This is a genomic window from Streptomyces sp. NPDC092045 (assembly GCF_044756005.1).
GTDB lineage: Bacteria > Actinomycetota > Actinomycetes > Streptomycetales > Streptomycetaceae > Streptomyces.
This window is the reverse complement of sequence record NZ_JBIVSC010000006.1, coordinates 1-13,923: the sequence shown is the minus strand read 5'-3', so window position 1 is coordinate 13,923 and position 13,923 is coordinate 1. Positions and strand designations below refer to the sequence as shown.

5 protein-coding genes, 1 tRNA gene and 1 rRNA gene are annotated in these 13,923 nt (G+C 71.5%); 1 reads left to right on the top strand and 6 read right to left on the bottom strand.

Going from position 1 to position 13,923, the window contains the following annotated elements:
- Positions 1–47: 47 nt before the first annotated feature.
- From ACIQKA_RS18065 to ACIQKA_RS18050, 4 genes are all read right to left on the bottom strand, one after another.
- Positions 48–875, bottom strand: coding sequence for a helix-turn-helix domain-containing protein (locus ACIQKA_RS18065; RefSeq protein ID WP_383154662.1), 828 nt, complete (start codon positions 873–875; stop codon positions 48–50).
- Positions 876–1,184: 309 nt separating this feature from the next.
- Positions 1,185–3,995: a DNA translocase FtsK gene (locus tag ACIQKA_RS18060; RefSeq protein WP_402541496.1), complete on the bottom strand. Its 2,811-nt coding sequence runs from the start codon at positions 3,993–3,995 to the stop codon at positions 1,185–1,187.
- 137 nt (positions 3,996–4,132) lie between these two features.
- Positions 4,133–4,807: a two-component system response regulator gene (locus ACIQKA_RS18055; RefSeq protein ID WP_030221433.1), complete on the bottom strand. Its 675-nt coding sequence runs from the start codon at positions 4,805–4,807 to the stop codon at positions 4,133–4,135.
- Between the two features lie 300 nt (positions 4,808–5,107).
- Positions 5,108–10,588 (bottom strand): HAMP domain-containing protein, encoded by a 5,481-nt coding sequence (locus ACIQKA_RS18050; RefSeq protein ID WP_383154667.1) that lies wholly within the window; start codon positions 10,586–10,588, stop codon positions 5,108–5,110.
- 267 nt (positions 10,589–10,855) lie between these two features.
- On the opposite strand from ACIQKA_RS18050, the gene ACIQKA_RS18045 reads away from it, so the two are divergent.
- Positions 10,856–13,501 (top strand): SpoIIE family protein phosphatase, encoded by a 2,646-nt coding sequence (locus tag ACIQKA_RS18045; RefSeq protein WP_402541495.1) that lies wholly within the window; start codon positions 10,856–10,858, stop codon positions 13,499–13,501.
- Positions 13,502–13,596: 95 nt separating this feature from the next.
- On the opposite strand, the gene ACIQKA_RS18040 is transcribed toward ACIQKA_RS18045, so the two are convergent.
- Both ACIQKA_RS18040 and rrf read right to left on the bottom strand, forming a co-directional pair.
- Positions 13,597–13,672, bottom strand: a tRNA-Thr gene (locus ACIQKA_RS18040).
- 4 nt (positions 13,673–13,676) lie between these two features.
- Positions 13,677–13,793, bottom strand: a 5S ribosomal RNA gene (gene rrf, locus ACIQKA_RS18035).
- Positions 13,794–13,923 lie beyond the last annotated feature (130 nt).

Below are 13,923 nucleotides of genomic sequence, written 5' to 3'. Positions count from 1 at the left end.
GTTCACCCGCGCGACGGAGGTCACATCACGGCGGCGACCGGACCGGCTCAGCCGGCCTGGGGGTCACCCTTGGTGTACGTGAGCCGCTCGACCTGGCCGGATTCGAACGTGTCGGCGACCTTCTTGCCGTTGACGTAGAGCTCGATGGCGCCGGCGTTGCCGAGTACCAGGTCGACGCGCTCGTCGTCCTGGAAGGTCTTGGACTCGCCCTCCATGAGCAGCCCGTCGAAGAGGATCTTGCCGTCGTGGGCCTTGGCCGAGATCCAGCTCTTGCCGTCGGTGGCGGAGAGCTTGACCGTGACCTTGTCCTGCGGGACCGCGGCGATCGCGCTCTCGGTGGGCTTGGGCGCGACGGGCTTGACCGGCTTCGGCTTGGCGGCGGAGGTCGCCTGCTCCGGGGCGGGCGCCGGGCCGCCGTCGGCCGCGGTGGTCCCCTTCGGGGCGTCGTTCTCGTCGAACATCGTGAAGCCGACGAACCCGACGACGGCGACGATGGCCGCGACCATCGCGGCGGTCCAGTTGGGCCGGCGCGGCTCGGGGCGGATGCGTTCCGCCTCGAACAGCGGGGCGGCGGGGGTGGGTGCGGGGCGGCCGCCGTGGTCGGCGTCGAACTGCTCGATCAGCGGAGCCGGGTCGAGACCGACGGCGCGCGCGAGGGTGCGGATGTGGCCGCGGGCGTAGACGTCGCCGCCACAGCGCGAGAAGTCGTCCTCCTCGATCGCGTGCACGATCGGGGTCCGGACACGGGTGGAGGCACTGACCTCTTCGACGGTGAGACCGGCGGCGATACGGGCCTGCTGGAGGACACGACCGATCGGTTCCCGGTCGTCTGCCGGGAAGGTCCGGTCGTCTTCGGGGGAGTTGCCGATGGACACGAGAGCGCCTTTCGAGCGTGTAGCCACCTGCTGGACGTTCAGTCTATGGGTGGTACGAAAGGGTGGGGCAACCGGGCGGGTGCTGTTTGTACGCCATGAGGCTGGGACATCCTTCTGTCCCTCCGTCCAACTTGACGTACGGCCAGGGGAAACGGTTGCTCACCCATTTCTTACGAGTGAGTCTCGGCCGGATCTCGAACGGGTACCCCGCCTTCCGGCGCCCACACCCGGCCCCGCGCCGGAGCCCGCGCGGATCGCGGACCCGGCCCCCGCCCGGGGCCTGTCCGGCCCCGGTCCACCGGACGGGCCCTACTCCTCCGACTCACCGCGGATGACGGCGAGGACGCCGTCGAGTTCGTCGGGTTTGACGAGGACGTCGCGGGCCTTGGAGCCCTCGCTGGGTCCGACGATGTTGCGCGACTCCATCAGGTCCATCAGCCGGCCGGCCTTGGCGAAGCCGACGCGCAGCTTGCGCTGGAGCATGGAGGTGGAGCCGAACTGGGTGGAGACGACCAGCTCGGCGGCCTGGCACAGCAGGTCGAGGTCGTCGCCGATCTCCTCGTCGATCTCCTTCTTCTGCTTGGTGCCCACGGTGACGTCGTCCCGGAAGACGGGCGTCATCTGGTCCTTGCAGTGCTGCACGACGGTGGCGACCTCGTGCTCGGTGACGAAGGCGCCCTGCATGCGGACGGGCTTGTTGGCGCCCATCGGCAGGAACAGCCCGTCGCCCTTGCCGATCAGCTTCTCGGCGCCGGGCTGGTCGAGGATGACCCGGCTGTCGGCGAGCGAGGAGGTGGCGAAGGCGAGCCGGGAGGGCACGTTCGCCTTGATCAGACCGGTCACCACGTCCACCGACGGGCGCTGGGTGGCCAGGACCAGATGGATACCGGCGGCGCGGGCCAACTGGGTGATGCGCACGATCGCGTCCTCGACGTCCCGGGGCGCGACCATCATCAGGTCGGCCAGCTCGTCGACGATCACCAGCAGGTACGGGTAGGGGTTGAGCTCGCGCTCGCTGCCCTCGGGCAGCTTGACCTTGCCGGCCCGGATGGCCTCGTTGAAGTCGTCGATGTGCCGGAAGCCGAAGGCCGCCAGGTCGTCGTAGCGCAGGTCCATCTCGCGCACCACCCACTGCAGGGCCTCGGCGGCCTTCTTGGGGTTGGTGATGATCGGGGTGATCAGGTGCGGGATGCCCTCGTACGCGGTCAGCTCGACCCGCTTGGGGTCGACCAACACCATCCGCACGTCCTCGGGGGTCGCCCTTATCATCACCGAGGTGATCAGGCAGTTGATGCACGAGGACTTGCCGGAGCCGGTGGCGCCGGCGACCAGGATGTGCGGCATCTTCGCCAGGTTGGCCATCACGTAGCCGCCCTCGACGTCCTTGCCGAGCGCGACCAGCATCGGATGGTCGTCCCCGGCCGCGTCCGCCAGCCGCAGCACGTCCCCGAGGTTGACCATCTCGCGGTCGCTGTTGGGGATCTCGATGCCGACCGCGGACTTGCCGGGGATCGGCGAGATGATCCGCACGTCCGGGGAGGCCACCGCGTAGGCGATGTTCTTCGCCAGGGCCGTGATCTTCTCCACCTTCACCGCGGGCCCGAGCTCGACCTCGTACCGCGTGACCGTCGGCCCCCGCGTGAAGCCGGTGACCGCCGCGTCGACCTTGAACTCGTCGAACACGTTCGACAGCGCCGCCACCACGGCGTCGTTCGCCGCGCTGCGCGTCTTGCCCGGCCCGCCGCGCTCGAGCAGGTCCATCGACGGCAGCGCGTACGTGATGTCACCGGACAGCTGGAGCTGCTCGGCCCGCGACGGCAGATCCGTCGGCTCGGGCGCGGGCTTGGTCAGATCGGGTACGCCTCCGCCGCGCGCGTCCTCGCCCCGGGCGGGCGGCACGGGCGCGGTCGCCCTCTCCGGGGCCCCGGCGGCGGAGGCGGCCACGGCGGCGTTCCGCTCGGCGGTGACGTCCTTGGTCAGGTCGGCGACGATCGGGGACGGGGGCATGCCGTTCAGGACCGCGCCGTCCAGCGCCGCGGCCGCCGCCGCGGCGACGTCCACCGGGTCGAGGCCGGCCTCGGAGCCGGTCCGCCGGGAGGGGCGGCGCGCCGGGCGGCCGCGCCGCTCCGACGCCTCCGCCCCGGCCCGGTCCACGTCGTACGGCTCCACCGGGCCGGGGGCGCGCCGGCGGACGGGCCGCGCGGGCCTCGGCTCCGCGTCCCGCCACTCCTCGTCGTACTCCTCGCGCGCGTACTCCGCGGCCTCCGCCGGGTCGTACGGCGGTTCCACGACGCCGAGCCTGACGCCGAGGGCGCGCAGGCGCTGCGGGATCGCGTTGACCGGGGTGGCGGTGACGACGAGCAGGCCGAAGACGGTGAGCAGCACCAGCATCGGTACGGCGAGGACCTCGCCCATCATGAAGACGAGGGGCTGGGAGGCGGCCCAGCCGATGAGGCCGCCCGCGTCCTGCACCGCGTCGGCGCCGTCGCCGCGGCCGGGCGAGCCGCACGCGATGTGCACCTGTCCCAGGACGCCGAGGGCGAGGGCGGAGAGGCCGATGACGATCCGGCCGTTGGCCTCGGGCCGCTCCGGATAGAGGATCAGGCGCACGCCCATCCCGCCGACGAGGAGCGGCACCAGGAGGTCGAGCCGTCCGAAGGCCCCGGTGACCAGGAGCTCGACGAGGTCGCCGACCGGGCCGCGCAGATTGGACCAGGTGCCCACGGCGACGATCAGCGCGAGGCCGAGGAGGAGCAGCGCGAGGCCGTCCTTGCGGTGGACGGGGTCGAGTCCCTTGGCGCCGCGTCCTATGCCCCGGAAGACCGCCCCGACCGCGTGGGCGAGTCCGAGCCAGGCGCCGCGCACCAGCCGGTAGACGCCTCCGGTCGGGGACGGCGCGGGGCGGGGCGGGGCCTTCTTCGCTGCGGGCCTCCGCGCGGGCGCGCGCTTGGCGGGCACGGCCTTCTTGCCCGGGGCCCTCTTCGCCGGGGCGTTCTTCGCGGCCGGTTTGGCGGGGGACTTCGCGGGGGCCGCCTTCTTCGCGGCGCCCGCCGTACGGCCGGCGCGCGGCTTTGCGGTGCCCGCCGTGCCCTGGGTCTTGCCGGACGTACGTGAAGCCATGATGCCGAGGTTACCCGTGTGGGAACCGGCTGTCCGCCTCACCCGTTCGTGTCGTCCGCGCGGAGGCACGATGCTGACGCCGCATCACGGCGAAGCGCCCCGGACCGAGGCGGTCCGGGGCGCTTCCTGACGTCGCGTCAGCTCTGGCCGGGCAGGCTCGGCGCGGCGCCGGCGCCCGGCTCCAGGGCGTCCAGGGCCCGCCGGAGACCGGTGAGCTTGCGCTCCAGATGCGCGGCGGTGGCGACGGCCGCCGCGTCGGCCGAGTCGTCGTCGAGCTGCTTCGACAGCGCCTCCGCCTGCTCCTCGACGGCCGCGAGGCGGGCGGAGAGTTCGGCGAGCAGACCGGCGGACTCCTTGCCGTGACCGCTCTCGCCGCCGCCCTCCAACTGGAGCCGGAGCAGGGCGGCCTGCTCGCGCAGCTTGCAGTTCTTCATGTAGAGCTCGACGAAGACGGAGACCTTGGCGCGCAGCACCCACGGGTCGAAGGGCTTGGAGATGTAGTCGACCGCCCCCGCCGCGTACCCCCGGAAGGTGTGGTGGGGGCCGTGGTTGATGGCGGTGAGGAAGATGATCGGGATGTCCCGGGTCCGCTCGCGCCGCTTGATGTGGGCGGCGGTCTCGAAACCGTCCATGCCCGGCATCTGGACGTCGAGCAGGATGACCGCGAAGTCGTCCGTCAACAGCGCCTTGAGCGCTTCCTCCCCGGACGATGCCCGCACCAGCGTCTGATCGAGCGCGGAGAGAATGGCCTCCAGCGCCAGCAGATTCTCCGGCCGGTCATCGACCAGGAGGATCTTGGCCTTCTGCACCATGCCCCGTCCTCCTCGTCCCGGCAACGGCTCCGCCCGGTCCCCCGAACCGGGGGAGGCGCCGGGCGCCGCCCCAGAAGACGACTCCCTAACGCCGTCCGTCCTTGTGCCGGTCATCGTAGCCGCACCCCGCCCGTCGCCACACCCTGTCACCGCGATGTCACTGTGCACGTAGGAAAAACGCGGTGGGAGACCAGAAGGTTCCCCGTATCCCGACCTCTCACACGCCCCTGGCGACAGTCCGCCGGAGATCTTTCCGGGACCCGCCGGCGCGGGGCCGGGGCCGCGCGGCCCCGGCCCGGGTCACTCGCCCCGCATCCACTGCTCCATGACGGACAGCAGGTGGTCGGGGTCGACCGGCTTGGTCACGTAGTCCGAGGCGCCCGACTCGATCGCCTTCTCCCGGTCGCCCTTCATCGCCTTCGCCGTCAGGGCGATGATCGGAAGGCCGGCGAACTGCGGCATCCGGCGGATCGCGGTCGTCGTCGCGTACCCGTCCATCTCCGGCATCATGATGTCCATCAGGACGACCGCGGCGTCGTCGTGCTGCTCCAGGACCTCGATGCCCTCCCGCCCGTTCTCCGCGTACAGCACCGCGAGCCCGTGCTGCTCCAGGACGCTGGTGAGCGCGAAGACGTTGCGGATGTCGTCGTCGACGATGAGGACCTTCTCGCCGGAGAAGCCGAAGGTGCGCCGCGGCGCCGGCTCCTGCTCCTCCCGCTCCGGAACGGGCTGCTGACCGGTCTGCTCCGGCACCGCGCTCCGCGCCCCGGTCGCCTCCGCCGCCGCCTTCCGGCGGTGCCGGAACAGCGCCCCGGCCCCGGAGCGCGCCTCCGTCCGCACGGGCACCGGCGGGAAGTGCGGGAACGGGTGGACGGCCCCGGCCGCCCCCTCCTCCGCGCCCTGCTGCGGGTCCTCGCCGTCCTGCGCGCCCTGGCCGTAGCCCGGCGCGGGCAGTTCGGTCGGGTTCAGCGGCAGGTACAGGGTGAACGTCGAGCCGCGGCCCGGCTCGCTCGCGGCGAAGATCTCGCCGCCGAGCAGCCGCGCGATCTCCCGGCTGATCGAGAGCCCCAGGCCCGTGCCGCCGTACTTCCGGCTGGTCGTGCCGTCGGCCTGCTTGAAGGCCTCGAAGATGACCCGCATCTTGCTCGCCGCGATCCCGATCCCGGTGTCGGTGACCGAGAAGGCGATCAGGTCGGCCTCCGGGTCGCGCAGCGAACCGGCCTCCAGGAGCTGTTCGCGGATCGACTGCGGCACGTCCGTGCCGGCCGGCCGGATCACCAGCTCCACCGCGCCCGTGTCGGTGAACTTCACCGCGTTGGACAGGAGGTTGCGCAGCACCTGGAGCAGGCGCTGCTCGTCGGTGTGGAGCGTGGCCGGCAGCTCCGGCGAGACCCGCACCGAGAAGTCGAGCCCTTTCTCCGCCGTGAGGGGCCGGAAGGTCGCCTCCACGTAGTCGACGAGCTGCACGAGCGCGATCCGGGTCGGCGAGACGTCCATCTTGCCCGCCTCGACCTTCGACAGGTCCAGGATGTCGTTGATCAGCTGGAGCAGGTCCGAACCGGCGCCGTGGATGGTCTCGGCGAACTCGACCTGCTTCGGCGTCAGGTTCGTCTCGGCGTTGTCCGCGAGCAACTTGGCCAGGATCAGCAGCGAGTTGAGCGGGGTGCGCAGCTCGTGCGACATGTTCGCCAGGAACTCGGACTTGTACCGCATGGAGACCGCGAGCTGTTCGGCCCGCTCCTCCAGGACCTGCCGGGCCTCCTCGATCTCGGTGTTCTTCACCTCGATGTCGCGGTTCTGCCGGGCGAGCAGCTCGGCCTTCTCCTCCAGCTCCAGGTTGGAGCCCTGGAGTTCCTTCTGCCGGTGCTCCAGCTCGGCCGAGCGCTCCTTGAGCTGCTCGGTGAGTTCCTGCGACTGCTGGAGGAGCACCTCGGTCTTGGTGTTGACGCTGATCGTGTTGACGGTGGTGGCGATCAGCTCGGCGATCTGGTTGAGGAAGTCCCGCTGGATCTGGGTGAACGGCTGGAAGGAGGCCAGCTCGATCACGCCGAGGACCTTCCCCTCGAAGAGGACCGGGAGGACGATCACGTGCGCGGGCGAGGCCTCGCCGAGCCCGGAGGAGATCTTCAGGTAGCCGGGCGGCGCGTTGAGCTGGATGGTCCGCTTCTCCTCGGCCGCCGTCCCGATGAGGGTCTCGCCGGGACGGAACGAGGTCGGCATGGAGCCGGGCGAGTATCCGTAACTGCCGCGCATCCGCAGCTCGTACGCGCCGTCGCCCTCGCCGACCAGCTCGGCGTCGCCGTGGGCGGAGCCGGTCGGCATCGCCACGAAGAAGGCGCCGTGCTGGGCCGAGACGACCGGGGTCAGCTCGCTCATGATGAGCGAGGCGACGTCGTCGAGGTCCCGGCGGCCCTGCATGAGGCCGGAGATGCGGGCCAGGTTGCTCTTGAGCCAGTCCTGCTCGTCGTTGGCGAGGGTGGTGTCGCGCAGGTTGGCGATCATCGTGTTGATGTTGTCCTGGAGCGCCTGGATCTCGCCGGCCGCGTCCACGCCGTCGATCTTGACGTTCAGGTCGCCGCGGGTCACCGCGGTGGCGACGGCGGCGATGGCCCGCACCTGCCGGGTGAGGTTCCCGGCCATCTCGTTCACCGAGTCGGTGAGGTCGCTCCAGGTGCCCTCCACGTCCCGGACCCGGGCCTGACCGCCGAGCTGCCCGTCGGTGCCCACCTCGCGCGCGACCCGGGTGACCTCCTCGGCGAAGTTCGACAGCTGGTCGACCATCGTGTTGATGGTGTTCTTCAGCTCCTGGATCTCGCCGCGCGCGTCGATGTCGATCTTCTTGGTGAGGTCGCCCTTGGCGATGGCGGTGGTGACGGCGGCGATCTGCCGCACCTGACCGGTCAGGTTGTCGGCCATCGAGTTCACCGACTCGGTCAGGTCCTTCCAGGTGCCGGAGACGCCCGGCACCCGGGCCTGACCGCCCAGCTCGCCCTCCGTGCCCACCTCGCGCGCCACGCGCGTGACCTCGTCCGCGAACGACGACAGGGTCGTCACCATCGTGTTGACGGTCTCGGCGAGTTCGGCGACCTCGCCGCGCGCCTCGACCGTCACCTTCTTGGTCAGGTCGCCGTTGGCGACGGCCGCCGAGACCCGGGAGATGTTCCGCACCTGACTGGTCAGGTTGTTGGCCATCAGGTTGACGTTGTCGCTGAGGTCCTTCCAGGTGCCGGTGACCCCGCGCACGCGTGCCTGGCCGCCGAGGATGCCCTCCGTGCCCACCTCGCGGGCCACGCGCGTGACCTCGTCCGCGAAGTTCGACAGCTGGTCGACCATCGTGTTGACGGTCGTCACCAGCTCCAGGATCTCGCCCCGGGCGTCGACCGTGATCTTCTTCGACAGGTCGCCCATGGCGACCGCGGTGGTGACCTCGGCGATGTTCCGCACCTGGATGGTGAGGTTGTTCGCCATGCCGTTCACCGACTGGGTGAGGTCCTTCCAGGTGCCCGAGACGCCCTGCACCTCGGCCTGGCCGCCGAGGATGCCCTCGGTGCCCACCTCACGGGCCACCCGGGTCACCTGCTCGGCGAAGTTCGACAGCTGGTCCACCATCGTGTTGAGGGTGTTCTTCAGCTCCAGGATCTCGCCGCGCGCGTCGACGTCGATCTTCTGCGACAGGTCGCCGCGCGCGACCGCCGTGGCGACCTGGGCGATGTTGCGGACCTGGGTGGTGAGGTTGCCGGCCATGCCGTTCACCGAGTCGGTCAGGTCGCGCCACACGCCGGCCACGCCGGGCACCTGCGCCTGACCGCCCAGGCGCCCGTCGGTGCCCACCTCGCGGGCCACCCGGGTCACCTGGTCCGCGAACGCGGAGAGCTGGTCGACCATCGTGTTGATGGTGTTCTTCAGCTCCAGGATCTCGCCGCGCGCGTCCACGTCGATCTTCTGCGACAGGTCGCCGCGCGCCACGGCCGTCGTCACCTGCGCGATCTGCCGCACCTGGGAGGTCAGGTTGCCGGCCATGAAGTTCACCGAGTCGGTGAGCTCCCGCCAGCGTCCCGAGACGCCGTCCACGCGCGCCTGGCCGCCGAGCCGGCCCTCGGTGCCCACGTCCCGGGCCATCCGGGTCACCTGGTCCGCGAAGGACGACAGCTGCGACACCATCGTGTTGACGGTGTTCTTCAGCTCCAGCATCTCCCCGGCCACGTCCACCGTGACCTTCTGCGACAGGTCGCCGTTGGCCACCGCCGTCGTCACCTGCGCGATGTCGCGCACCTGACCGGTCAGGTTGCGGAAGGCCGTGTTCACCGAGTCGGTGAGGTCCTTCCAGGTGCCCGCCGCGCCCGGCACCTCGGCCTGGCCGCCGAGCAGGCCCTCGACGCCGACCTCCCGGGCCACCCGGGTCACCTCGGAGCCGAAGGCGGAGAGCTGGTCGACCATCGTGTTGACGGTGTTCTTCAGCTCCAGCATCTCCCCGGCCACGTCCACCGTGACCTTCTGCGACAGGTCGCCGTTGGCCACCGCCGTCGTCACCTGCGCGATGTCGCGGACCTGCGTGGTGATGTTCCGGAAGACCGTGTTGACGGAGTCCGTGAGGTCCTTCCAGGTGCCCGCCGCCCCCGGCACCTGTGCCTGTCCGCCGAGCAGGCCCTGCGCGCCGACCTCGCCCGAGACGCGGGTCACCTCGTCGGCGAAGGTCCGCAGCGTCTCGGTCATCTGGTTGATCGTGTCCGCGAGCTGCGCGATCTCGCCGCGCGCCGAGACCCGGACCTTCTGCGACAGGTCGCCGTTGGCGACGGCGGTCGTCACCTCGGCGATGCCCCTCACCTGATTGGTGAGGTTGCCCGCCATCGTGTTGACGGAGTCGGTGAGGTCCTTCCACACGCCGGCGACCCCGGCCACCTCGGCCTGGCCGCCCAGCTCGCCCTCGGTGCCCACCTCGCGCGCGACCCGGGTCACCTCGGACGAGAACGACGACAGCTGGTCCACCATCCGGTTGACGGTGTTCTTCAGCTCCAGCATCTCGCCGGCCACGTTCGCCGTGACCTTCTGCGACAGGTCGCCGTCGGCGACCGCCGTCGTGACGAGAGCGATGTCACGCACCTGGGCCGTCAGCCGGTTGGCCATGGTGTTGACCGAGTCCGTGAGGTCCTTCCACGAACCGGACACCCCGCGCACCTGCGCCTGACCGCCCAGCTTGCCCTCGGTCCCCACCTCGACGGCGACCCTGGTCACCTCGGAGGCGAACACCGACAGCTGGTCGACGAGGTTGTTGGCGGTGCGCGCGACCTTCAGGAACTCGCCCCGCAGCGGCCGGACCGCTCCGTCGGCGCCCTCCGACCGCAGGTCCATCCGCTGCTCCAGGTCGCCCTCGGCCACCGCCGAGAGCACCCGTCCCACCTCGGACACCGGCCGGGCCAGGTCGTCGACGAGCGCGTTCGCGGCCTCGATCGCCGCCGCCCAGGCCCCCTCGCTGGCCCCGGACTCCAGGCGCTCGGACAGCTTGCCCTCGCGCCCGACGACCCGCCGGACCCGCGACAGCTCCCCGGTCACGTGCAGCTGCCGGTCCGCGACCTCGTTGAACACGGCGGAGATCTCCGCCATGACCCCGTCGCCGGACACCGTGAGCCGCCTGCGGAAGTTCCCGTCCCGCATGGACACGAGCGCGGAGAGCAACCGCTCCAGCGCCGCCGCGTCCACCTGGACCGTCCCCCCACGGGAACGCCCGCCCCTCGTGCGCGTACCGCTGCCTCCGCCGCGTCGCGCCGCCGTGCCAGACTCCACCGTGTCCCTCCCGAAAGGGGTCGACCGTACCGCTCCGGCTCTGCCGGTAGCCTGCCCAGTGTTTCACCGTGACCGAACCAGGCGATAACAGTTCGGCAGCTTCGACGGCGTCCCTACCCCCGAGGGACGGAATCAGCGGTGACCGGCATCCGCTCGGACAGCGAAGGTAAGTAACCTGGCATCCGGCTGTCCAGCCGCCCCGGTCCGCCCGGCGGGGACGGTGTGGTGCGCGCACGACCACCGGGCAGTGGGAAGGACAGACCGAGCATGGCAGAGCCGGGCGTCGAGACGCGTACGAGGAGTGCTGTGATCACCGCGCGGGCGACTGCCAGCTTCGAGCCCGTCGGGCGGTCCGTCGCGGCCGCACGGGCCTTCGTACGGGACACCCTCCAGGGCTGGGGACACCCCGAACTGGTGGACGACGCCGTCGTCCTCACCAGCGAGCTCGTCACGAACGCCGTCGTGCACGCCGGCACCGCCGCCGACGTGCTCTGCCTGCGCTCCGACGACAGCATCCGCGTCGAGGTCTCCGACCGCTACCCCGAGCGCGAGATCCCGGTCCAGAGCGGCCGCACCCTCGTCTCCCCCGACCGCGAGAACGGCCGCGGCCTGCTGCTCTGCGCCGCCCTCGCCCACCGCTGGGGCGTCGACTACTCCCCCACGCGCAAGCACGTCTGGTTCCACCTCGACCTCCCCCAGCGCCCCGTCGGCACCCGCTCGGCCGGTCCGGTCCTGCCCGACGCCCTCCTCCCGGTCGCCGACAGCCGCGTCCGCGTCGCCGTCGTCCAGATCGACCGGAACGGCGCGATCACCGCCTGGAACGAGGACGCCGGGGAACTCTTCGGGTACGGCTCCGAGCAGGTCACCGGCAAGCCCCTGGGGGACCTCGCCGCCTGGCCCCACACCCCCGGCATCGGCACCGGTCTCGCCGAGGCCCTGCGCCTCTCCCGCTGGGAGGGCAGCTACGGCATCCGCTGCGCCGACGGCCGGGTCGTCCCCGTCTACGCCGCGCACCTCCGGGTCCGCGACTCCCAGGGCGAGCCCTCCACGGTCTGCCTCCTGGTCCGCGAGCACGAGCGGGCGGTCCTCCAGACCCCGCAGCGTCCCGCGGCCGAGCCGGGCGCCGAGAACCGCGCCACCGACCCGTTCGAGGTCTTCATCGGCTCCCCGGCCCCCGACGACCTCGACGGCCTGCTCCAGCGCACGGTCGAGCGCGCCCGCGACATGCTCGAGGGCGACGCCGCCTTCCTCCTCCTCGCCACGGACGACGAGACGGAGCTCGAGGTGCGGGCCACCACCGGGCTCCCGGCCGCCCGCCAGCGCTTCGCGCGCGTGCCCGTCGAAACCGGCGCCAGCCGGTACGGCTCCGCCCGGATGCCCGCCGTCCACGAGGACCTGGCCGCCGTCCCCGGAGCCGTGCCGCTCCTGGAGGACACCGGCATGCGCTCGGTGGTCACCGTCCCCCTCAAGGTCGAGGGCCGCCTCACCGGCTCCCTGGGCGTGGCCGCCGAGGCCGCGAACCGCTACTCGAACGAGGAGGCCCTCCGCCTCCAGTTCGCCGCCGACCGCATCGCCCTGGCCGTGGAGTCCGCCCGCCTCGGCGAGCTGGAGCGCCTGCGCCGCGGCTCCCTCAGCTTCCTCGTCGAGGCCTCCGACCTCCTGGCCGGCACCCTCGACCGCGACCAGACCCTGGCCCTGATGGCCCAGATGACGGTCCCCACCCTCGCGACCTGGTGCGCGGTCTACACGATCGCCGACCAGTCCTCCGACCCGTACCTCTCGTACGTGCTCCACGAGGACGAGGACCGCATCGACGGCCTCAAGGAACTGCTCTCCTCGATCACGCCGCCCGACCCGGTGCCGACGCCCGGCGCCCGGGTCTGGACCGCGCCGGGCGACGCCGCCCGCCGGGCCGCGCTCAACGCCTCGGTCCACGCCCTCGACCACCCGTCGAGCCCGCTCTCGCCGGGCATCGACACCACGCTGGCCACGGCGAGCACGGTCGCCGGCGAGACGGTCGTCCTGCCCCTGGTGGCCCGCAACCGGGTCATCGGCATGTTGACGCTCGGCAGGCCGTCCGAGGACCACTTCCGCCAGGAGATCCTGGAGCTCGCCGAGGACCTGTCCCGCCGGGCCGCCCTGGCCCTGGACAACGCCCGGCTCTACTCGGAGCGCGTGGCGATCAGCCAGTCCCTCCAGCGCAGCCTCCTGCCGCCCGGCCTCCCCGAGATCCCGGGCGTCGAGGTCGACGTCATCTACCGCGCGGCCGGCGAGGGCAACGAGGTCGGCGGCGACTTCTACGACCTCTTCCCGATCAGCGACGGCGCGTACGGGTTCGCCATCGGCGACGTCTGCGGTACGGGGCCGGAGGCGGCCGCCGTCACCGGCCTGGCCCGTCACGCCCTGCGCCTCCTGGCCCGCGAGGGCCTGGGCGGCCCGGCCGTCCTGGAGCGCCTGAACGCGGCGATCCTCGACGAGGGCGCCCGCAGCCGCTTCCTGACCCTCCTCTACGGCGAGATGCGCCCGCAGGAGGACGGCTCCGCGATCCTCAAGGTCGTCTGCGCCGGCCACCCGCTGCCCCTGCGCCTCAGCCCGGACGGCACGGTCCGCCCCGCGGCCGAACCGCAGCCGCTCCTGGGCGTCATGGACGACCTGGAGCTGTACGAGGAGACGGTGACGCTCGACCCGGGCGACGTCCTCCTGTGCGTCACGGACGGCGTGACGGAGCGCCGCGAGGGCTCCCGCATGCTGGGCGACGACGGCCTGGCCGACGTCCTCAAGACGTGTACGGGCCTGACGGCCGGCGCGGTCGCGGCCCGGGTGCTGCGCGCGGTGGAACGCTTCGCCCAGGCCCCGGCCTCCGACGACATGGCCATCCTGGCGATGCGCCTGCGCGAGCCGGACGACCGCTGATGGCACGGCGCCTTCCCTCCGGGGGAGGCGCCTTCCGCACGCCCCTGTTCCAGGAACGCAAAAAGGCCCCCGCCACGAGGCGGGGGCCTTTTCTTTGGAGCCCTTTAACGGAATCGAACCGTTGACCTTCTCCTTACCATGGAGACGCTCTACCGACTGAGCTAAAAGGGCAGGTGTTCGGCGGTGTCCTACTCTCCCACAGGGTCCCCCCTGCAGTACCATCGGCGCTGAAAGGCTTAGCTTCCGGGTTCGGAATGTAACCGGGCGTTTCCCTAACGCTATGACCACCGAAACTCTATGAAGTTCACGAACTCAACCGGCAAGGGAGTTCGTTGCTTCAGAACTAACACAGTGGACGCGAGCAACTGAGGACAAGCCCTCGGCCTATTAGTACCGGTCAGCTCCACCCCTTACAGGGCTTC